Genomic DNA, 21,347 nt, shown 5'->3' with positions numbered 1-21,347 from the left:
GCCCCGATCCCTCAGGGATCGGGGCCACCGTGCTGTTGCCGGTCGCTACGGCTCCGGCTCTGGCGTGCCGGCCGCTACGGCGTGCCGAGGCGGTCGAACCGGAACATGAAGGCTGCCATCGCGTCACGGTTCACCGGCTGGACCGGACGGAACGTGCCATCCGGGTATCCCGTGGAGATACCGCGGTCGGCCAGCCAGGCGATTTCCTTGTAGAACTGGTTGTCCGTGGTCACATCCTTGAAGGGCGAGACCGCCGGCGGCGTGAACTCCGGCTTACCGGCCAACCGGTACATGAACGCTGCCATCGCGTCACGGTTCACCGGCTGCAGTCCGCGGAAGGTCCCATCTTCATAGCCCGTGGAGATCTCCTGGGCCGCCAGCCAGGCAATTTCCTTGTAGAACTGGCTGCCGGTGGGGATGTCCGAGAAGGGCGAGTCGGCTGGCGGAGTGAACTCCGGCTTGCCGGCGAAGCGGTACATGAAGGCCGCCATGGCATCGCGGTTCACCGGCTGGACCGGACGGAACGTGCCATCGCCGTATCCGGTGGTGATGCCCTGCTCGGACAGCCAGGCGATCTCCGTGAAGAACTGGTTCGTCGGTGCCACATCCGTGAACGGTACTTCGGCTGCCGGCAGTTCCGCGGACAGTGCCGAGAACGGTCCGGTACCGACGGCGTTGACCGCCGCCACCTGGAACCGCAGCGGGCTGCTGGCAGGCAGTCCGGTCAGCTTCAGGCTGGTGGCATCGCCGGCCGCGTTCCGCAGCTCCCCGACCTGGGTGCCGGCGGGACCGACGACCCGGACCACGTAGCCGGTGATATTGGAGCCGCCGTTGCCGGGGGGCGTCCAGGTCACGGTGGCCTCGCCCACAGCGCCCGCCGTCACGGTCCTGATGGGCGGGGCCTCCGGCACCACCGCCTGCGGGGTGACCGCATTCGAGCTCGTCGAGAACTGACTGGCGCCAGCGTCATTGAAGGCCTGGACCTGGAAGGTGTAGGAGCTGCCGTTGGTCAGGTCATCGACCGTCAGGCTGGTCACATCAGCCTCGGCGAAGCGGGTGAAGCCAACCTGGCTGCCCCTGCTGTCAAGCACCTTGACCCAGTAGCCGGTCACTGCCGACCCGGACGGAGCCGTCCAGGCGACCTGGGCCGAACCGTTGCCGGCCGCGGCGTTGACCGCCGTCGGCTGCGCCGGCGGCTGCGTATCCGCGAACACCAGCTGCTCGATGTTGCGCAGGGTGTCCGTGCCGTCACCCGTCACTTCCCCGGCTTCCGGAGCTTCCGCGCCCTCTTCGGTATCCACCGGCGTGACATGGCGCACCGTGGTGACACTGCCCGGCGAACCCAGGGCGGCACCGGCCGGCGTCGTCGTGATGATGTAGTTGGACCGGACATCGGAGAACAGGGCGACATCCCGATCGCCGCCGGCACCGCCGTCGACAATTTCGCGCACGATCACGATGTTCCCGGGATCGACCTGGCCGGAGAACACCGCCGCCTGCAGCGTCGTGGCGCTGCCGGAACGGTACGGCTTCTCCATGCTGTCCGTGCTGCCGATCTCCGTGGCCGGATCCGCGGGATCCGTCCGCACGCTCAGCCGCACCTGCAGGTACTTGTCGCCGTCGAGGATGTCGTCCCCGCCGCGGCCCTCCAGTGTATCGCTGCCGCCGCCGCCCAGGATGATATTGCCTTCGCCCCAGACGCCGCCGTTGGCGGTGGCTCCGGCCGGCAGCAGCTCGGCCAGGCCCGCAATCCGGGCCGTACCCTCGCCATCCAGCCAGTTGCGTCCGGAGAATCCGGCACCCTCCACCAGCCGGGGTACCACGCTGTCGCCGCGCAGGACGTCATCCTGCCCTGCCCCGGAGAGTGCCTCGACCTCCGCATAACGGTCCCGCAGGACCGCCGCCGGAAGCGGCACGCCGAGCAGATCCCGGGTCAGGTCGGCATCGGCCGGCAGCGAATCCAGCTGGTGGATGGACCAGTCAAAGCCCGCGGCGCCGGCATTCCGTTCGACGCCGGCATCGGCCAGCATGATGTCGTCGCCGCCCTCGGCGTCGTAATCGTCGTCGCCGTTCTGGCCCATGAGGACGTCATGGCCAGGCCGGTTCGGATCGTCGAAGAACGGGGCACCGCTGTCGCCCTGGAGCAGGTCCGCACCGTCGCCGCCCTGGATCCAGTCGTCGCCGCCGTCACCGAACGCCGTGTCGTTGCCGCCGCCGGCGATGATCATGTCGTCGCCCTCTCCGCCGAATACTTCGTTGGTGTTGGCGCCGCCGTTCAGGAAATCCTTGCCGTCTCCGCCGAGGAGCAGGTCCAGGCCGGGTCCTGCATCCATGGCGTCGCTTCCGGGTCCCCCCTTGAGGCCATCGTCCCCGGCGGAGTCCGTGATGATGTCGTTGCCCTCACCGCCCAGCACAGTGTCCGCACCGTCGTTGCCTTCGATCACGTCGTTGCCCTCGTTGCCGAGGAAGGTGTCATTGTCGACGCCGCCCCAGATCCGGTCTGCCTCGGCGGTGCCGTTGTAGACGCTCTGCCCGTTGATGCCCGGCGGATCGATGGAGTTGGTCGTGCGGTAGCGGATGGTGCCGTCCGGCATGCGGATCAGCAGTTCCTTCTCATTGCAGTCGGACAGCGGGTCATCCTGGACGGTGGTCCCGTTGAACTGGAGCCGGCCCAGCTGGAACTTGCAGTCCGCTGTGGCGAACGCGTCTGCCTTGAGGCTGTGCGCATCCGTGTTCCGCATGATCATCTCGGCGAAGGAGTTGCCCTCGAGCTGGGACAGCAGGTTCATGCCGGGCGTCCGGACCAGGTAGTAGAACCGGTCGCCGTTCTGCAGATCGGTCATCTGCTGCTCGAAGACATAATTGAATGTTGAGCCGAGCAGACCGCCGAAGAGATTGGTCCGTTCGGCCAGTCCGCCCACCCACAGATCGATCTGGTCCAGGCCGGTCCGCGAGTTGCCGCCGTCGTTGGCCCACGCGCCCGTGCTCCCCATGAACTCATCCGCGTCGGCCGGAATGGTGCCCGGCTCGGCGTCGATGGGCGGATCGACCAGCAGCGTGGCCGCAGCGCGCTTGTCCGCCAGGGTGGTGGCCGCCACGATCGACGGATGCCGGCCGTAGGCCGCCACGAAGTTCACCAGGGATTCCGGGTGCTTCAGGTTCAGGCCGAAATCGATCCAGTTCGTGTAGGGCTTGAGCTGGCCGTCATTGGTGGCGGCGAAAATCTGCTTGCGCAGGTTGTTCAGCGACGGTATGCCGGTTTCCCGGGCGCGGGCCATATTGATGGAGGCCAGGTCCAGCGGCAGGCCCAGCAGATTGTTGCGCAGCGTATCCGTCACGAACTCGTCCAGTTCGTTGCCCACCTGGTCCGACATGCCCATGGCGATCGCCCCGGCGGCCTGTCTGGGTGAAAGCTGGCCGGCGGAACCTCCGTCCGCATATTCCGGCGGGTTGAGGAAGGCCTGCAGCAGCGGAACATCGTTCGAGCTGCCGTCCGCGTTGGTCCGCGACACCGTATCGGTCAGCATGGAGTGTCCGAACCGGTAGACGGCGTGCGCAAACTCGGCGGTAATGGCGGGGTTGACGTCGTCGTGGTAGACGGAGAACGGCTCGATGAGGGGCTGGACCTTGCGGGCAAACTCCTCGAACGCCAGATGCTGGTACTCCATTTCGGTGATGAAGCGTGCCGCCTGGAAGAGCCTGCCGCCGTTCCAGCCATCGGCGCCTTCGGCGGATTTCCATTCCGCGAGCGCCGCCCTTCCGTTGCTCGAGGTATCGGAGGAAAGGGTATCCTTGATGTCCTCGATCAGCCTGTTGTGCTCGGAATGGAACACCTGGTGGATCATCGTCAGCCCGATGTTCTCATTGACCCGGCCGTCGCCGGCGACGAAGTGTGCGTTGAGCATTTCGTCGTCGTAGGTGGTGCCCGGTGCCCCGGGCGGGTTGATGACCGTATCCGTGTCCGGGGTCAGCCCTTCCGTCGGGACAGCGTTGTGCGCGATGTCGTCGAGGAACGCCTCGTTGACCCGCAGCGCGTTGTCCGGCACCGCCACCGGCGCGGCGGTATTACCTTCAACCAGACCGGTCGCGGTGACGTACTGCGGCAGTCCGCGCTCAGCGCCCGGGATGAAGTTGCCGTAGGGATCGACCGCCAGCATCGGGATGCTCAGCACATCCGGATCCTTCAGCTTCATTCCCAGCTTGGTGGCGGCCTGGTCCTTGAGCATCGCCCAGGTGCCCATGCCGTCGTCGGCCGAAGCGAGCAGCTCTCCGGTGGGAACCGGCCGGCCGGCGGCATTGTTGGCGTACTCACGCAGGAACACATGGTGGGACGGATCCGAGCCGTAGGTCTGTGATTGGTCCACGAGGGGGCCGGTCCGGTTAGTGGCCTCCCGGACATCGTCCGCGGTGCCCAGCGTACCGTCCGGTCCAGGCTGGTTGGTGGCCCGGGTCAGCACCATGAAGCGCATGTGCCGGGGCAGGTCATCCGGGGTGCCCAGGACACCGTCCGGCCCCGGGATCAGCGGATCGTCCGCCTTGAGCGGCATGAAGACGGCGCTGCCGGACTTGTCCACCAGGTCCAGGCCGTGGTCGAAGAACTGTCCAAAGAGCGTGAACAGAGAGTTGTAGGGCGGGGAGAGCCCGACGTCGGTGGTGATGTTCGGAATGAACAGCGTCTCGCCGGCCGGAACACAGCCCTCAGGCTGGCCCTCGGCATCGCAGGGTACAACGCCTTCATTGCCCTGGCTTCGGACTGGGTACTGCGCAGCAGACACAGCCGCAGGGTTGGTCGAGGTCTGGTCGACGATCAGGTTGCTGATGGCGCGCGGTTCGGAGTCGACCACATTTCCGGTGCCGTCATAGGTGGTAGGTCCCGGAATACCGATCATGGTGCCGTTCTCGGCCGAGCGGTATTCCGGCTCGGTCAGGCGCAGGAACTCCTGGTTGGAAGCGGCGAAGGACTCCCGCTCCGGCTGCAGGTTGTTGCACGAGCCGTCGACGGTACGCAGGCCGTAGGAAACCAACGGGCCCGGAACCTGGTCAGGCCCGTTGCCGAGCAATGCTCCGCACGGGCCGGTTGCCGACGTCGTATTCCTGACGTGGGCCTCAGCGATCTTGATCTGTTTCAGGATGAAGGCGAGGTCCGATGCCGTGACAGTGAAGCCCTGGCCGACCGGCGCTGCCTGCGCCGGCGCGGCGGCCATGGGCAGGCCCATGCCGGCGATGAGCGTCAGCGCTGTCAGGCCGGCGGCGGCACGGCCGGTCCGCTTCCTGCGGAACAACCGGCTTAGGACAGAGCTGTCCCCTGTCCCCTGGTCCTGCTGCGGATCCGCATCGGACTCCATGGCATTAGCTGCCGGCCCCCCGGCAGATTTCCCCAATTTCATGTTCTTGTCCCCTCAGCGAGTGCGCCGGTCTATCCCCAAACCGGAACGCGCTCAACGATGAAGGAACCCCATTGGAAAAACCTTGCGGGAGAACCGCAGACGCGGCCGGCGGTAGACTGTTTGACGCTCCACGACCCAGCAGAGAGGCCCCATGACAGTCCACCCCATCACAGTCACCGGCGAACCCGTCCTGCACCGCCGCGCCCTCGAAGTTGCGCAATTCGATGACGATCTGCGCGCGCTGGTGGCAGATATGTTCGAGACGATGGACCTGGCGCACGGCGTCGGCCTCGCCGCGCCGCAGATCGGCGTCGGCCTGCGAATCTTCGTCTACGGGATGCATAACGACGACGGTGTGCCGGACCGCGGCGTCGTGGTCAATCCCCGGCTGGTCACCTCGAAGGTTCCCGGCAGCGATCCGGATCCCGAGGAAGAGGTGGAGGGCTGCCTGTCGGTTCCCGGGGAGGCGTATCCGCTCAAGCGCGCCGACTGGGCCAAGGTTACCGGTTTCGATGCGGATGGAAAGCCGCTGGAATTCGAGGCCACCGGATGGTTTGCCCGCTGCATGCAGCACGAATACGACCACCTGGACGGCAAGCTCTACATTGACCGCCTCAATACCCGCTACGCCAAAAAAGCACGGAAGGCCGTCAAGGCCAACGGCTGGGGCGTGCCGGGCCTGACCTGGATGCCGGGCGTGGACCCGGATCCGTTCGGCCACTGACGGCCCACGTTTCCCCGGACGTTCCCCCGCGTCGGACCAGGGGCCGGGCTGCCTGCGGCAACCCGGCCCCTGGTCCGACGCGTCAGTATTCCTTCTTGACGCGCTGCAGTTCTTCGGCGGCCACGTCCCGCAACCTGGCCAACTGGTCCAGGCGGGCATCGGAGATTTCACCCTTTTGGTGGTCCACCTTGGCATGCTCGTACTGACGCATGGCCTCTTTGTAGTTCCGCTCCGCCCAGGAAAGCGCTGGATACTCGGCATACTCAGTCATGACTGCATGATGCCAAAGTTCACCGGCATAGGCCATAGTCCGTGAGGAAGGATGGGTTGGCCTGTGAGCCGGGTTCTGTCATCCGCCGAAGTTACCCTCGGCGGAGTGGCGATCATCCATCTAGGACCGCCGTTGCCGGCGGCCTCAAGCGGCCTACCCGGGCACTCGGGCGAGCAGCCCTCGAATGCACCCTGTCTGGCCTTGCTCCAAGTGGGGTTTACCTAGCTTCCCCGGTCACCCGGGGAACTGGTGGTCTCTTACACCGCCGTTTCACCCTTACCAGCTCATGGCTGGCGGTCTGCTTTCTGTGGCACTGGCCTGCGGGTTTCCCCGAGTGGGCGTTACCCACCACTCTGCTCTGTGGAGCCCGGACTTTCCTCGGCGGGGACCTTGTTCAAGGTACCCAACGCGATCGCCCGGCCAACCCATCCTCATCAAGGATACCCGCCCCTGAGACCCGCCACTGCCGGTGCACCCGACCAGCATCCGCGCCGGTACCATCGTAGGGTGCTGATTCTGCTTCCCCCCTCCGAAGGCAAGACCCCGGCTCCCGCAGGGGCCCCCATGGAGCTGGCCGCACTGGCGTTCCCGGAACTGGCGGACGCCCGCCGCGAGGTCCGCAGCAGTCTTGCCAAGGTCAGCGCGCACGAGGACGCGCTCGCCATCCTGGGCGTGGGCACTTCGCTGGCTGCCGAAGTCGAACGTAATACCCGGCTGGAAGCCGAGCCGGCAGCACCGGCCCACCGGATCTACAGCGGCGTGCTCTACGATGCACTGGGCTACCGGACGATGACGCCGACACAGCGGCGGAAGGCCGACGAGGCGGTGCTGGTGATTTCCGCGCTGTGGGGCGCCATCGGATTCCGCGACCGGATCCCCGCCTACCGGCTCTCGATGTCCGTCGGGCTGCCGGGCCTGGGCAAACTCGCAAGCTACTGGAAGCCGAAGCTTGCCGAGGCGCTGCGGGTCCGGGCCGAAGGCGAACTCATCGTCGACTGCCGTTCCAGCACCTATGCGGCCGCCTGGACGCCTGCGCCCGGGCAGACGGTGGCGGTGAACGTGTTCCAGGAAAGCGGGGGCAAGCGGACCGTCGTCTCGCATTTCGCCAAGCACACGCGCGGTGAGCTCGCCCGGCACCTGCTCACCAGGCGGGGCAAGGCGCCGGCGACGCCGCAGCAGCTGCTGAAAGCCGTACAGGACGCCTGGCCGGCCGAGCTTGTACCGCAGGCCGGCCGCAAGCCTCATCAGCTCAACGTCATTCTGCCGGGATAGCGACCAATTCCACCTCGAAGCCCGCGTCGTTCTCCAGGTACGCCGCATAGTGGTCCGCACCCCCGGCGTAGGGGTGCTGGTCGGCAAAGAGCAGTTTCCAGCCGTGGCTGGCCGCCCTCCGGACCAGCAGGTCAACCTCCGCCCGGGAACCGGCCCGGAAGGCCAGATGGTTCAGGCCCGGACGACGACGGCTATGCGGTACGCGGTCCACGTCCGTTCCGGATTCGATCACTATATAGCCGTCGGCACCGTGCCAGCTTGCACCGGACCCCCAGGTGTCCTTGCGGAGGTAGCCAACGCGTTCGAGCAGCCAGCCCAGCGATGATTCGGCCTGGGCGAAGTCCTCGACCCACAGTTCGAGGTGATGGAGCCGGCCGGTCGGAACAGCCGGTTCCGCCGTTGCGGATTCCGGCGCCGCGGCCGGCTCCCCGGGCTGTTGCCCGGACTGCTCCAGCGGCAGGTTGCGGGGCTGCCAGTCGATGCCCTTCTCTCCCGCGTCCATCGCCTCGTTGGAGAGCCGGTCCGCGTCCTTGTTCTGCTCGCGCGGGATCCACTCGTACTTGACGCGGCGCGGGTTGACGATGGTGCGGGCCTTCGAGGCGAGGGCGCGCATCGCTTCGTGCTTGATCTTCCAGCGGCCGCTCATCTGTTCGACGACCAGCTTGGAGTCCATCCGGGCCAGGATCCAGCAGTCGGGATCCAGCTCATCGGCCAGGCCAAGGCCGGCGATCAGGCCGGAGTATTCGGCCACATTGTTGGAGACTTTGCCCAGGTACTCGGCCTTTTCCGCCAGGATGGCGCCGGTGTCCGGATCACGGACCAGCGCCCCATAGCCGGCATGTCCGGGATTGCCGCGGGAGCCGCCGTCGGCCTCCACCACCAGGATGCGGCGCTGCGGGCTCCGGGACGGGGTGGATGGGTTGGCCAGGCTGAAAAGCGCGCCGGCCTCGGTGCCGGCACCGAATTCGGAAACTGCCACGGCTCAGTTGCCCCACTCCGCTGAACGGACCAGGATGCACCCCGAATCCGGGCAAAAGACGATGTCGTCCTCGGCCGCCTTCCGGATGTCGGCAAGGTCCCCGGGGCTAAGCTGCATGCCCGAGCCCTCCGACCGGCCGTGGAAGAGCCGGGCGGCGCCGACGCCCCGGTGCGCCAGGGTTTTCTCGTAAACGGCCAACAGGGCCGGCTCGAAGGTTGCCGCCAGTTCCGCGCGCTGGTGCAGGACCGCATTGCGTTCCTCGTCGATGGCGGCCAGTTCGGCATCGCGCTTCTCCTCCATGGCGGACAGCTCGTCCATGACGGCGTCGGTGGCCGTCTGCTGGGAGGCCAGCCGCGCCTTGAGCTCATCCAGCCGCTCCATGACTTCGAGCTCCGTGTCCTCCAGGTCGGAACGGCGCTTGTTCAGTGACGCCAGCTCGCTCTGCAGGGCCATCAGGTCCTTGGACGTGCCGCTGCCGCTGTCCAGCCGCTTCTGGTCCCGTTCTATCCGGGCCGCGACCGTCTGCACATCGCTTTCGGCCCGCTCCAGGTCCCGTTCGGCGCCCTCGACGGCGGTGGCGGCCGCGGCAAGGTCGCTGTTCGCGGCGGCCAGCTTCTCGCCCAGCGCGGCAATGTCCGCGTTGTTGCTGATGTCCCGGGTGCGGTTCCTGAGGTGGTTCAGCCTGGCGTCCAGGGCCTGCAGTTCGAGTAGGCGTAGTTGCTCCGCCGATGATGCTTTAGCCACCAGGTTCCTCCAGCTTCGTCCAACCCCTGCGGTTTTAGTCTGTTCCTACATTACGCGTCCGGCGCGCAACGCAGGCACCGGTGCCGCTACGCCCCTGGAGTGAGGATGAAGTCCCACGGGTCGGTGTTGACCGAACTGACCCGGATCTGCGCCTCGAAGCCGTGATCCGCCAGGACATTCTGAAGCGCCGCCGCGGCTGGATTCAGCCACAGCCACTCGCTGCCGAAATGGGAGACGTCGATCAGGTAGGGGCGCCCGTTGACTGCGCCCTCACGGGCCTCCGACGCCGGATGATGCCGAAGGTCGGCCGTCACATAGACATCGGCCTGGCTGGCCCTGACCGCGTCAAAGAGGCTGTCCCCGGCACCGCCGCAGACAGCGACCCGGCGCACCAGCGCATGCGGGTCCCCCGCGACCTTGACGCCGCCGGCGACCGCAGGAAGGCAGCTGAACACCAACTCGGCGAAGTCGGCCAGACTGGTGAGCTCCGCCAGCTCACCCACCCGGCCGATCCCCTCTTCCGGCAACCCGTTGGCTGCCCGTGCCAGCGGCTCAACGTTCCGCAGGCCGAAGGCGTCGGCGAGCACATCCGACACGCCGCCGACCGCGCTGTCCCCGTTGGTGTGGACGGTCAGCAGGGCGCAGCCGCCCTCGATCAGCCGGTGCACCATCTCGCCTTTGAAGTGGGATGCGGCGACCGAGTTCACCGGCCGCAGCAGCAGCGGATGGTGCGTCACCAGCAGATCCGCGCCCCAGCCGATGGCCTCATCGACGACGTCACCAGTGGGGTCGACGGCGAACAGGATGCGCCGCACCGTGGCCTGCGTCCGGCCGACGACGTGGCCGACGGCGTCCCAGCCCTCCGCCAGGGAAACCGGCCACAGTTCCTCCACCGCAGCCATGACGTCGCCGACCGTCGGATGCCGGTCCCGGCCGTCCGTCTGGAAGCCGCCCGGCTGGGAGCGGCCCGCCGTCTGTGGGGAACCGCCCGCCGCAAGGGTGCGGGCCTGTCCTTCGTGCTCAGAATCCATAGCAACAGTTCTACCCTGCGTCCGGCCAGCCACCCAATAACGACGTGAGCTGCAACACATCCGGGAATCATTCGGGGCGGGCAGGACATTATTAAGGGCATGCAGACTTTTGTGCTTGGCGGAGGATGTTTCTGGTGTCTGGACGCGGTGTACCAGAAAACCAAGGGAGTCACCTCGGTGGTATCCGGCTACACCGGCGGCTTCCTGCCGAATCCGGACTACGAGACCGTTTGCTCCGGCATCAGCGGACATGCCGAAGTCGTGGCCGTCACCTTCGACGAGTCCGTCATTGCGCCGGAGGTGGTCCTAGGGCTCTTCTTCGTCTCCCACGACCCGACCACACTCAACCGCCAGGGCTACGACGTCGGCACCCAGTACCGCTCCTCCATGTTCTACAGCGACGACGCGCAGAAGGTCCTGTTCGAGCAGGCGATCGCACGGGCACAGGAAAACTGGTCCGATCCGATCGTGACCGAGGTGGTCCAGCTGCCTCAGTTCCATGAGGCGGAGGAATACCACCAGAATTTCTATGCCAGGCATCCGGAGCAGGGCTACTGCCAGGTGATCATCAATCCGAAGCTGGCCAAGGCACGCAAATATTACGCTGAATGGCTCACTTCTTAACCCGGCGGCAACACCGGTGACTAGGGTTGATACGGGTCCGCGCATCCGCTGGGTCCGTGACCGTGTCACGTTCCGCAGGCCGGCCGGATCCATCCCGACTATAGTCCAGGCACTTCTCGCATAAGGCAGGAATTCATGGCAGCAATTTACGACGACGTCACGCGGCTTGTGGGTCGCACTCCTCTGGTCCGGCTCAACCGGCTGACGGAAGGACTCGACGCAACGGTCGCCGTGAAGCTGGAGTTCTACAACCCTGCCAACAGCGTCAAGGACCGCATCGGCGTCGCCATCGTCGATGCCGCCGAGAAATCCGGCCAACTGCGTCCCGGCGGGACGATCGTCGAGGGCACCAGCGGCAACACCGGCATCGCGCTGGCCATGGTGGGCGCCGCCCGAGGCTACAAGGTCATCCTGACCATGCCCGAGACCATGTCCACCGAGCGGCGCGTCATGCTGCGCGCCTTCGGCGCCCAGATCGTGCTGACCCCTGGCTCCGAAGGAATGCGCGGTGCCGTGGAGAAGGCCAAGGAAATCGTTGCGACGACGGACAACTCCATCTGGGCCCAGCAGTTCGCCAATGTCGCCAACCCTGCCATCCACCGCAGCACCACGGGCGAGGAAATCTGGGAGGACACCGACGGTAAGGTCGATATCTTCGTCGGCGGCATCGGCACCGGCGGCACGATCACCGGTGCCGGCCAGCTGCTCAAGGAGCGCAAGCCCGGACTGCAGGTTGTGGCCGTCGAGCCCAAGGACTCCCCCATCCTGAACGGCGGAAGCCCCGGCCCGCACAAAATCCAGGGACTCGGAGCCAACTTCGTTCCAGAGGTCCTGGACACGACCGTCTACGACGAGGTCCTGGACGCATCCCTCGAGGATTCCGTCGCCGTCGCCCGTGCCCTGGGCATGCGCGAAGGCATCCTCGGCGGTATCTCCTCCGGCGCCGCAGTCTGGGGTGCCCTGGAACTGGCAAAACGCCCGGACAACGCCGGCAAGCTGATCGTCGCCGTCGTTCCGGACTTCGGTGAACGCTACATTTCCACTGTGCTCTACGACGATATCCGCGGCTAAGATAGCCATTGGCTGCGCACAAAGGACGCGGCCAGTTCCGTTCCGACCAGAAAGCTCCCGTGACCTTCCTAGCGCGCCTGCGTGAAGACCTTGAGGCGGCCCGGTCCCATGACCCGGCGGCCCGCGGCTCTGTAGAAAACTTCTTCGCCTATTCGGGGCTGCATGCCATCTGGATGCACCGGCTCACGCACAGGCTGTGGGCCAAGCCGGGGCTCCGCTTCCCGGCCCGCCTGCTGTCCCAGCTGGCGCGGTTCGCTACCGGAATCGAAATCCACCCGGGCGCCACGATCGGCCGCCGCTTCTTCATCGACCACGGCATGGGCGTGGTCATCGGCGAAACGGCGGAAATCGGCGACGACGTCATGATCTACCATGGCGTCACCCTGGGCGGGCGGTCCCTGGCGAAGGTCAAGCGGCATCCCACGATCGGTGACCGGGTCACGATCGGCGCCGGCGCGAAGGTCCTCGGGCCGATCACCATCGGCGCCGACAGCGCCATCGGAGCCAACGCTGTCGTCGTCAAGGATGCCCCGGCGGAGTCCATCGTGACCGGCATCCCGGCGCAGTGGCGTCACCGGGATGCCAAGGAGACCCAGCCCGCGGTCGACCCGGCCGAATACATCGATCCGGCCATGTACATCTAGCACCACATAAAGTACATCTAGCACCACATAAACCTGCCTCCACCGCCGAAACCTCAGTTGTTGCCGGTATTCCCTGCGGAATCCAGCAACAACTGAGGTTTCGGCGGTTTTTGGTGAGAGGCGGTGGTGGCCTCAGCTGGTTTTAGTGGGTGTCGACTGCTTCGACCTCGGACCGGTCTTCGCCCCACAGCGTGTGGAAGGTACCCTCTGCGTCCACGCGGTTATAGGTGTGGGCACCGAAGAGGTCGCGCAGGCCCTGGGTCAGGGCAGCCGGGAGGCGCTTGCGGCGAAGGCCGTCGTAGTAGGCCAGCGAGGAGGAGAAGACCGGCACCGGGATGCCCAGCTGAACGGCGGTCGCCACCACGCGGCGCCAGGCCGGAAGCGCTTCGGCAATCGACGCGGCGAAGGCCGGGGCGAACAGCAGGTTCGCCGGCTTCTCCTCGGCGGCGTAGGCCTTCATGATGTCGTCCAGCAGTTCGGCGCGGATGATGCAGCCGGCCCGCCACAGCGAAGCGATCTTGTCCAGCTTCAGGTCCCAGCCGTATTCCTTCGCTGCGCTGGTGAGCATGTCCAGGCCCTGCGCATAGCTGACCAGCTTCGAGGCGTAGAGGGCCTGGCGGACGTCCTCGACGAAGGTTTCCGGCACCTGCACGTCCTGCTCGTGGCCGGCCAGGATGTCCTGGCCCAGCACGCGCTGTTCCTTCTGCGAGGACAGGCCGCGGGCGAAGACGGATTCGGCGATGCCCGAGGTGGGCGAGCCCAGCTCCAGCGCCGAGACCACGGTCCACCGGCCGGTGCCCTTCTGGCCGGCGGAATCGACGACCACGTCGACGAACGGCTTGCCGGTCCGGGAATCCACGTGGCCCAGGACCTCAGCGGTGATTTCGATCAGGAACGAGGACAGCTGGCCCTTGTTCCATTCGGTGAAGATCCCGGCCTGCTCGGCCGGCTCGATCCCGGCGCCGCTGCGCAGCAAGTCGTAGGCCTCGCCGATCACCTGCATGTCGGCGTACTCGATCCCGTTGTGAACCATCTTGACGAAGTGGCCCGCACCGTCGGTGCCGACCCAGGTGCAGCAGGCTTCGCCGTCGTACTTGGCGGCAATCTTCTCCAGCATCGGGCCGAGCGAGTCATAGGATTCGCGGGAACCGCCGGGCATGATGGACGGGCCGTTCAGCGCACCCTCCTCGCCCCCGGAAACGCCGACACCGACAAAGTGCAGGTCCTTGGCGGCCAGGGCGGCCTCGCGGCGCCGGGTGTCCTCGTAGTGGGAATTACCGGCGTCGATGATGATGTCGCCCGGCTCCAGCAGCGGTTCCAGCTGCTCGATGACGGAATCCACCGGCTTGCCGGCCTTGACCATGATCAGCACCCGGCGGGGCTTTTCAAGTGAATCGACCAGCTCCTGGAGGGTCTCGGTCCGGACGAAGTCGCCTTCGTCCCCGTGCTTGGCCAGCAGGGCATCCGTCTTCTCTACCGACCGATTGTGCAGGGCCACCGTATAGCCGTTGCGGGCCAGGTTGCGGGCCAGATTGGCGCCCATGACGGCCAGGCCAGTTACACCGATTTGTGCGGACATGTCTTCTCCGTTGTACGTGGGTACCGGGTTTCCCCGGACGGTCAGCCGCGGCGCAGCACGCACCGCACATTGTGGAACCCAGCCTATTGCGGCACTGAGGAGTCCCGCCAGAACGGCCCACAAGATGGATGTAATCATACTTAATCTGGCTGTGATCCCCAAGGACGGGTACGCTGGTGCCATGCCCAACAGCCTCCACCAGCGTGCCGTCAACCATCTGGGCAGCCGGATCGTCAATGGCCTCCTGCCGGCCGGCCACATCATGCTCGCCGAGCAGCTGGAAAAGGACCTGGGGGTATCACGTTCTGTGGTCCGCGAGGCGGTCCGCGTGCTGCAGTCGCTGGGCATGGTGGCCACCACCAAGCGGGTCGGCATCCGGGTCCTTCCGCCCACTGAATGGAATCCCTTCGATCCCCAGGTCATCCGCTGGCGGCTGGCGGGCAGCGGCCGCGGCGCCCAGCTGCGCTCCCTGACGGAGCTGCGTACCGCCGTCGAACCCATGGCTGCGGCCCTGGCCGCCGATCATGCCCCGGAAACGCTGCGGGCGGAGCTGGCGGATATCGCCGCGCGGATGCTGGTCGTGGGCCGGGCCGGCGACTTGGAAAGTTTCCTGGAATTGGACATCCTGTTCCACACGCTGGTGCTGGCCAGCTCCGGCAACGAAATGTACGGCAAACTCGACGAAGCCATCGCCGAAATCCTGCGCGGCCGCACCGATCTTGGCCTCATGCCCGACCAACCGCACGAGGACGCCCTGCAGCTGCACCTGTCCGTCGCCGAGTCGATCCAGAATGGCGATGCGGATGGCGCCCGCAGCGCCATGGCGGAGATCATGCGGCGCACGGTCGCCGAACTGCAGGGTATGTGGGCGGGCCAGCCCCGCCTGTTCCCGCGGCAGGCAGGCTAGGCCAGTACGGCAGGCCGGCCACGCCAGGCCCCGCACCCCGGGCTAGTGCACCCGGTTCCGCAGCTCTGCCAGCACCTGCTCGACCATCTCCTCGGGCGTCCTGGTCACATCCACGATGACGGCCGCTTCGCCGGGCTGCAGCGGCTCCAGTGTGTCCAGCTGCGAATCAAGCAGGGTGGGCGGCATGTATTCGTGCCTGCGCTGCTCCAGGCGGCCGGCAATCGTCGCCTTGTCCCCCGCCAGATGGATGAAGACCAGGTTCGGGGCATGCACCCGCAGCAGGTCGCGGTACGACTTCTTCAGGGCGGAGCAGGCAACAATGGCGGTCTCCCCCACTGCTGCACGCTCCGCGATGTACTCGCCGATCACGTGCAGCCAGGGCCGCCGGTCGTCGTCGTTGAGCGGGTGCCCGGCCCGCATCTTCTCCTTGTTCGCCACCGGATGCAGGTCATCGCCGTCGACGAACGGGACGCCGATTGCCTCGCCGAGCAGCGTACCTATCGTGGTCTTGCCGGATCCGGAAACGCCCATGACGATCATCGGCGGTAGCTGGGGGCTGTTCATGATCACTCCATCGTGCCGGGTGCCGGCGCAGGTTCTGACGTAAAAGCTGGCCGAAGAAGCCATAAATATGATTTATACGAGAGTAGAACCAGGCGGCGGATGCTGTCAAAGCCATCCGCCGCCCAGGATCCGGCCGCGCTATTTCGCCAGGCCAGCCCGCCGGAGGGCCTCTGCCATGGCACCGTTGGCCGGCGCCTCGGTCCGCTGCTGCTGACGACGCCGGCCCCCGCCGTTGCTGCCTGAGGTACCGCCGGACCGGCGGTCACCGCCGCCGCGCCGGCCGTCGTCGGACTTCCCTCCGGGGCGGCCGCCGGCCGCGGCAGGCGCAGGCGCCTCGTCATCCAGGCGCAGCGTCAGCGAAATGCGCTTGCGGTCCGGATCCGCCTCCAGCACCTTGACCTTCACGATGTCACCGGACTTGACGATTTCGCGCGGATCGGAGATAAACCGGTTCGACATAGAGGAAATGTGCACGAGTCCGTCCTGGTGCACGCCCACGTCAACGAAGGCACCAAATGCCGCGACATTGGTGACCGCGCCTTCAAGGATCATGCCCGGTTTGAGGTCGGCGATCTTCTCCACGCCTTCCGAAAACGATGCGGTGGTGAATTCCGGCCGCGGATCCCGGCCGGGCTTCTCCAGCTCCGCCATGATGTCCTTGACCGTCGGCAGGCCGAAAGTGTCATCGACGAACTGTGCGGGCTCCAGCGCAGCCAGCGATCGGGATCCCCGGGATACGGACGCCATATCCGCGCCTGCGGCGGCCAGGATCTTCCGGGCGACACCGTAGGCCTCCGGATGGACGCTGGAAGCATCCAGCGGTTCGGCGCCGCCGCTGATGCGCAGGAAGCCCGCGCACTGCTCGAAGGCCTTGGGCCCCAACCGCGCCACCTTTTTCAGGTCGCTGCGCCTGGTGAACGGGCCGTGTTCGTTGCGGTGCGCCACGATATTCTCGCTCAGCAGGCTTCCGACGCCGGCCACCCGGCTCAGCAGCGCCGGCGACGCGGTGTTGACGTCCACGCCCACGGCATTGACGCAGTCCTCGACGACGGCGTCCAGGGACCGTTCCAGCTTCGCCGCGGTGATGTCGTGCTGGTACTGTCCGACGCCGATGGACTTCGGGTCGATCTTCACCAGTTCCGCCAGCGGATCCTGCAGCCGGCGGGCGATGGACACGGCCCCGCGCAGGGAGACATCCAGCCCGGGCAGTTCGGCCGAGGCCAGTGCCGATGCCGAATACACGGAGGCTCCCGCCTCGGAGACGACGAGCTTGCGCATCTTCTCTCCGGGCAGGTTCCGGATCAGCTCCGCTGCGAGCTTGTCGGTTTCCCGCGATGCGGTCCCGTTGCCGACCGCGATCAGTTCGACGCCGTGTGCCCGGGCCAGGCCGGCCAGCGCCGCCAGCGCTTCATCCCACTTCTTCGCCGGCGCATGCGGATAGACCGTGTCCGTCGCGACGACCTTGCCGGTGCCGTCCACCACGGCCACTTTCACGCCCGTGCGCAGTCCCGGGTCAAGGCCCATGGTCGCGCGGTTGCCCGCGGGTGCTGCCAGCAGGACATCGCGCAGGTTCGCGGCGAAGATACGCACCGCCTCATCCTCGGCGTCAAAGAACAGACGCGTTCGCAGGTCGATCGCCAGCCGGGTCAGGATGCGCGTGCGCCAAGCCAGCTGGGCCGTCTGTTTCAGCCAGCTGTCTGCCGGCCGTCCGCGCTCCGCCACACCCAGCGTCGCAGCCACGGCATTCTCGTACCGTGCCCGCGCGTCCCGGTAGGACGCCTCATCCGCCGGATCGGCCTCGACGAGGTTCAGTTCAAGGACGCCTTCCTTTTCACCGCGCAGCAGGGCCAGCACGCGGTGAGACGGCAGGCCGGCCGGCGACTGTGCGAATTCGAAGTAATCGGCGAACTTTTGCCCTTCGGCTTCCTTGCCCTTGCGCACGGTGGACCGCATCAGCCCCGTGGTCCACAGCCGCTCGCGCAGCTCGGTGACCAGGTCCACGTCCTGGCTGACCCGCTCCATCAGGATGGCCCGCGCTCCGGCGAGTGCCGCCGTCGTATCCTCGACGCCGAGGTCGGCGTTCAGGAACCGTCCGGCTTCGCGCTCCGGCACCAGGGACGGATCCTGCAGGAGCGCATCAGCCAGCGGCTCGAGGCCCGCTTCGCGGGCGATCTGTGCTTTGGTGCGCCGCTTGGACTTGTACGGCAGGTAGATGTCCTCCAGCCGGGCCTTCGTGTCCGCCGCCTCGACGGCCGCCTTCAGCTCCTCGGTCAGCTTCCCCTGGCCTTCGATCGCCTCCAGCACGGAGCGGCGGCGGTCCTCCAGTTCCCGCAGGTAGCGCAGGCGCTCCTCAAGTTCGCGCAGCTGCGCGTCGTCAAGGGTTCCGGTGGCTTCCTTGCGGTAGCGCGCGATGAACGGCACCGTCGCACCGCCGTCCAGGAGTTCGACGGCGGCCCGCACCTGCCAGCCCGCCACGCCCAGTTCGGCGGCAAGCTGTTCGTGGATCCTGGCGGCAATGGTGTTTTCGTTCTCAGTCACCCAGCCATTTTGCCCTATGCCGCCGGCCGATGTCCGGCACGGCCAGCTGCAACCGCCGGCAAGCAAAAACCGCCGGCGGCCTTGCGGCCAGCCGGCGGTGCGGTGGTGGGTCCTACCGGGATCGAACCGATGACATCCACGGTGTAAACGTGGCGCTCTACCAGCTGAGCTAAAGACCCAAAGGGGTGCCGGGAGGCGACATCCTCCTCGTCACGAGGATCTACTCTACACGATGCCCGGCGGCGGACACCAATCGCTGAACGCTTAGCGGCCCGGCGGCAGAGGCGGCGCATCCGCCAGACGTTCAGCCAGCTGGGTCAGCGCCTCCGAAACACCCATGTGCAGTTTCACTGTGGCGTTGTCGTCGCCGCGGGTTCCGCCGCGGTTGATGATGACCACGGGCTTGCCTGCCTTGGCCGCGTGCCGGACAAAGCGCAGCCCGCTCATCACCGTCAGGGAGGAGCCGGCAACCAGCAACGCCTGGGCAGCATCGACCATCGCATAAGCTGCGACCACGCGGCGGCGGGGGACGTTCTCACCGAAGAACACGAAGTCGGGCTTGAGCATGCCGCCGCAGACCGGGCATTCCGGAATGACGAAGCCCGACGTGTCCTCCACCTCGGCATCGGCATCGGGAGCGATATCCCCGGCGTCCCCATGCAGTTCGGCGAAACCCGGATTCAGCCGCTCCATCAGCACGGCCAGCTCCGACCGCGGAAGGAGAGTGCCGCATTGCAGGCAGATGACGCGGTCGTACCGTCCGTGCAGGTCGATCACATGTTCGCTCCCCGCTGTTTGGTGCAGGCGGTCCACATTCTGCGTGATCAGGCCGGTGGTCAGCCGTTCCTTTTCCAACCGTGCGACGGCGAAATGGCCGGCGTTCGGATCGGCCCGGCGCAGGTGGGTCCAGCCGAGATGGTTGCGGGCCCAGTAGTGCCGCCGCAGTCGCTCATCTCCGACGAACTGCTGGTAGGTCATGGGATTGCGCGGGATGGCGTCCGGGCCGCGGTAATCCGGGATGCCCGAATCCGTACTGATCCCGGCTCCGGTCAGGACTGCGAACCGGCGGCCGGCGAGCAGGCCGAGGACATCGTCCAGTCCGGCCGCGTCCTCCCCGGCCAGGGGCCCGGGCGGGCCGGCAGGCGCCGACCCGGCGAACCCCGTCATGCCAATGCCCGCCGGGCGGATCACTGCCATCAGGCGGCCAGCCGGTCGAGGGCAGCGAAGTAGCCGGAAATATCCCGCGCTTCGCCAAGCGGAGTGCGGATAACGTCGCGCAGGACGCCGTCGGCGTCGATGATGAAGGTGGCCCGTTCGGCCATGCCGCGGTCCTCATTGAGGACGCCATAGCTGCGTGCGGCAGCACCGTGGGGCCAGAAATCCGCCAGCAGATCGAACGCATAGCCTTCCGCATCGGCGAAGGCGCGCAACGTGTACTTGTGGTCCACGGACACGGCCAGCAGGCGCGCATCCCAGCCGGCAAAAGCGTCCAGATTCTCCTGCAGGCTGCGCAGTTCCCCTGTGCAGACCCGGGAAAACGCAAAGGGGTAGAACACCAGCACCACCGGGGTGCCGCGCAGGCAGGAAAGACGGACAGATTCACCGAACTGGTTCGACAGTTCGAAATCCGGTGCCAACCGGCCCGCGGCAGGATCGGCCATGCCCAGGCGGCCTGCTACTTCTTGCGCCGGGCGACGAGGCGGGTAGCGGCCCAGTCCTCGGAAACACCCGCGGAAGACGTGGAGTGCAGCCCCGCCGTAGGTGCGGCTTCCTGGATCTCCGCGGGCGGAACATAGCCTTCGCGGCCGGACTTGGGCGTCAGTACCCAGACGACTCCGCCCTCGTCCAGCGTCGTCAGTGAATCCACCAGGGCATCGACCAGGTCGCCATCGTCGCTGCGCCACCACAGGATCACTCCGTCGACGACGTCATGGTCGTCTTCGGTGAGCAGCTCGGAGCCGATCTGGTCTTCAAGATCGTCCCGGAAATCGAAATCGACGTCATCGTCGTAGCCGAATTCCTGGATCAGATCCCCGTTCTTGAAACCCAACTTGCTCGCCACGGTCTGTGCCGTAGCGGCTTCGGCCTCGCCCACTTCACTCCTCCTGTATGCAGTGCCGGCAGCCCTTGGCGGCGCCATGCTCATCATTAACTACGAATATTTGACGACAAATCCGGTGATTCGCGCTACTCCAAGACAACACCCTTAATGTCCCGGCATCAAGCGAGCAGCGAATTCAAGACCGAAATCGGATGCGCGGGCCTGCCCTGCGGACCGGCGGCGGGGCCGCTGCCGTAACATTCAGCGGTGCAGAAACCGACTACGCATCAGGCTCCTGGCAGGACTAGAGTGTCAAGATGAAGGTTCCGCATACCGTCATCAGGTACTGCCGAAACCGCGCGAACTCCTGATAAATCAATATCGGGGTATGTAGACCACTTCATCGCATACAGAGAGGTTGGACGTGGCCGCATCAGAAGACACCACTCACATCTTGAGTGGGTTGACAAACCAGCTGTCCGATCGTGATCCGGAAGAAACAGCGGAATGGATCGAATCCCTTGACCAGCTGATCAAGGAACAGGGCACGGAGCGGGCGCAGTTCATCATGCGTTCCCTGCTGCAGCGCGCCGGTGCGCAAAGCGTGGGCGTTCCGATGGTCACGACCACGGACTACGTCAACACGATCCCGGCCGACCAGGAACCTGAGTTCCCCGGCGACGAGGAAACCGAGCGCCGGTACCGTGCCTGGCTGCGCTGGAACGCCGCCATCATGGTTCACCGGTCGCAGCGGCCGGGAATCGGGGTGGGCGGGCATATCTCCACCTACGCGGGCGCCGCAACGCTGTACGAAGTCGGACTGAACCATTTCTTCCGGGGCAAGGACCACCCCGGCGGCGGCGACCATATCTATTTCCAGGGCCACGCGTCTCCGGGCATGTACGCCCGTGCCTACCTTGAGGGGCGGCTGAGCGAGGAGGACCTGGACGGTTTCCGGCAGGAGAAGTCCA

At 66.4% G+C, this 21,347-nt stretch carries 17 protein-coding genes, 1 tRNA gene, 1 other RNA gene and 1 pseudogene; 7 read left to right on the top strand and 13 right to left on the bottom strand.

Annotated elements, in window-relative coordinates; genetic code table 11:
* Positions 1 to 74: 74 nt before the first annotated feature.
* Positions 75 to 5,345, bottom strand: coding sequence for a peroxidase family protein (locus AC5RWU_RS20495; protein WP_494037179.1), 5,271 nt, complete (start codon positions 5,343 to 5,345; stop codon positions 75 to 77).
* Positions 5,346 to 5,538: 193 nt separating this feature from the next.
* Between AC5RWU_RS20495 and AC5RWU_RS20490 the strand changes: the two genes are divergently transcribed.
* Positions 5,539 to 6,111 (top strand): peptide deformylase, encoded by a 573-nt coding sequence (locus AC5RWU_RS20490; protein ID WP_494032757.1) that lies wholly within the window; start codon positions 5,539 to 5,541, stop codon positions 6,109 to 6,111.
* A gap of 82 nt (positions 6,112 to 6,193) precedes the next feature.
* On the opposite strand, the gene AC5RWU_RS20485 is transcribed toward AC5RWU_RS20490, so the two are convergent.
* Entirely contained in the window at positions 6,194 to 6,382 is a 189-nt protein-coding gene (locus AC5RWU_RS20485) for a hypothetical protein (protein WP_494032756.1), read from the bottom strand.
* Positions 6,383 to 6,430: 48 nt separating this feature from the next.
* Positions 6,431 to 6,810: RNase P RNA component class A (rnpB, locus tag AC5RWU_RS20480), an RNA gene on the bottom strand.
* Between the two features lie 79 nt (positions 6,811 to 6,889).
* Here rnpB and AC5RWU_RS20475 point away from each other — a divergent pair.
* On the top strand, positions 6,890 to 7,654 hold the full coding sequence (locus AC5RWU_RS20475; RefSeq protein ID WP_494032755.1) for a YaaA family protein: 765 nt from the start codon (positions 6,890 to 6,892) through the stop codon (positions 7,652 to 7,654).
* On the opposite strand, the gene AC5RWU_RS20470 is transcribed toward AC5RWU_RS20475, so the two are convergent.
* The 3 genes from AC5RWU_RS20470 to AC5RWU_RS20460 form a co-directional block, all read right to left on the bottom strand.
* Complete coding sequence (locus tag AC5RWU_RS20470; protein WP_494032754.1) at positions 7,638 to 8,633, bottom strand: reverse transcriptase-like protein; 996 nt, start codon at positions 8,631 to 8,633, stop codon at positions 7,638 to 7,640. The genes AC5RWU_RS20475 and AC5RWU_RS20470 overlap by 17 nt on opposite strands.
* A 3-nt stretch (positions 8,634 to 8,636) precedes the next feature.
* Entirely contained in the window at positions 8,637 to 9,377 is a 741-nt protein-coding gene (locus AC5RWU_RS20465; RefSeq protein WP_494032753.1) for a zinc ribbon domain-containing protein, read from the bottom strand.
* An 86-nt stretch (positions 9,378 to 9,463) separates the two neighbouring features.
* A complete protein-coding gene (locus tag AC5RWU_RS20460; RefSeq protein ID WP_494032752.1) occupies positions 9,464 to 10,408 on the bottom strand; it encodes a Nif3-like dinuclear metal center hexameric protein in 945 nt (314 codons plus the stop codon).
* Between the two features lie 99 nt (positions 10,409 to 10,507).
* Here AC5RWU_RS20460 and msrA point away from each other — a divergent pair, with 99 nt between their 5' ends.
* The 3 genes from msrA to epsC all read left to right on the top strand — a co-directional run bounded on the left by msrA (position 10,508) and on the right by epsC (position 12,747).
* The gene (gene msrA / locus AC5RWU_RS20455; RefSeq protein ID WP_494032751.1) at positions 10,508 to 11,032 is read left to right on the top strand and encodes a peptide-methionine (S)-S-oxide reductase MsrA; all 525 of its coding nucleotides are present in this window, start codon (positions 10,508 to 10,510) and stop codon (positions 11,030 to 11,032) included.
* A gap of 135 nt (positions 11,033 to 11,167) precedes the next feature.
* Positions 11,168 to 12,103, top strand: coding sequence for a cysteine synthase A (cysK, locus tag AC5RWU_RS20450; RefSeq protein ID WP_494032750.1), 936 nt, complete (start codon positions 11,168 to 11,170; stop codon positions 12,101 to 12,103).
* Positions 12,104 to 12,162: 59 nt separating this feature from the next.
* The gene (gene epsC, locus AC5RWU_RS20445; RefSeq protein WP_494032749.1) at positions 12,163 to 12,747 is read left to right on the top strand and encodes a serine O-acetyltransferase EpsC; all 585 of its coding nucleotides are present in this window, start codon (positions 12,163 to 12,165) and stop codon (positions 12,745 to 12,747) included.
* Positions 12,748 to 12,889: 142 nt separating this feature from the next.
* On the opposite strand, the gene gnd is transcribed toward epsC, so the two are convergent.
* Entirely contained in the window at positions 12,890 to 14,326 is a 1,437-nt protein-coding gene (gene gnd, locus AC5RWU_RS20440) for an NADP-dependent phosphogluconate dehydrogenase (protein ID WP_494032748.1), read from the bottom strand.
* A gap of 181 nt (positions 14,327 to 14,507) precedes the next feature.
* On the opposite strand from gnd, the gene AC5RWU_RS20435 reads away from it, so the two are divergent.
* The gene (locus tag AC5RWU_RS20435; protein ID WP_494032747.1) at positions 14,508 to 15,233 is read left to right on the top strand and encodes a FadR/GntR family transcriptional regulator; all 726 of its coding nucleotides are present in this window, start codon (positions 14,508 to 14,510) and stop codon (positions 15,231 to 15,233) included.
* Between the two features lie 42 nt (positions 15,234 to 15,275).
* Here AC5RWU_RS20435 and AC5RWU_RS20430 read toward each other — a convergent pair whose 3' ends face one another.
* From AC5RWU_RS20430 to AC5RWU_RS20405, 6 genes are all read right to left on the bottom strand, one after another.
* Complete coding sequence (locus tag AC5RWU_RS20430; protein ID WP_494032746.1) at positions 15,276 to 15,797, bottom strand: gluconokinase; 522 nt, start codon at positions 15,795 to 15,797, stop codon at positions 15,276 to 15,278.
* 138 nt (positions 15,798 to 15,935) lie between these two features.
* Positions 15,936 to 18,335 (bottom strand): Tex family protein, encoded by a 2,400-nt coding sequence (locus tag AC5RWU_RS20425; RefSeq protein ID WP_494032745.1) that lies wholly within the window; start codon positions 18,333 to 18,335, stop codon positions 15,936 to 15,938.
* Positions 18,336 to 18,438: 103 nt separating this feature from the next.
* Positions 18,439 to 18,514, bottom strand: a tRNA-Val gene (locus tag AC5RWU_RS20420).
* Positions 18,515 to 18,599: 85 nt separating this feature from the next.
* On the bottom strand, positions 18,600 to 19,532 hold the full coding sequence (locus AC5RWU_RS20415) for an NAD-dependent protein deacetylase (RefSeq protein WP_494032744.1): 933 nt from the start codon (positions 19,530 to 19,532) through the stop codon (positions 18,600 to 18,602).
* Positions 19,532 to 19,996, bottom strand: a complete 465-nt coding sequence (locus AC5RWU_RS20410) for a peroxiredoxin (RefSeq protein WP_494032743.1) — start codon at positions 19,994 to 19,996, stop codon at positions 19,532 to 19,534. The genes AC5RWU_RS20415 and AC5RWU_RS20410 overlap by 1 nt, the downstream gene beginning before the upstream one ends.
* 14 nt (positions 19,997 to 20,010) lie before the next feature.
* Positions 20,011 to 20,430 (bottom strand): DUF3052 domain-containing protein, encoded by a 420-nt coding sequence (locus AC5RWU_RS20405; protein WP_494032742.1) that lies wholly within the window; start codon positions 20,428 to 20,430, stop codon positions 20,011 to 20,013.
* 370 nt (positions 20,431 to 20,800) lie between these two features.
* On the opposite strand from AC5RWU_RS20405, the pseudogene AC5RWU_RS20400 reads away from it, so the two are divergent.
* A pseudogene (locus tag AC5RWU_RS20400) lies at positions 20,801 to 21,347 on the top strand (pyruvate dehydrogenase (acetyl-transferring), homodimeric type); the annotation flags it as partial.

This window comes from Arthrobacter sp. B0427-1-12 (genome assembly GCF_059092905.1).
This window is presented reverse-complemented; position numbering and strand designations above follow the sequence as displayed.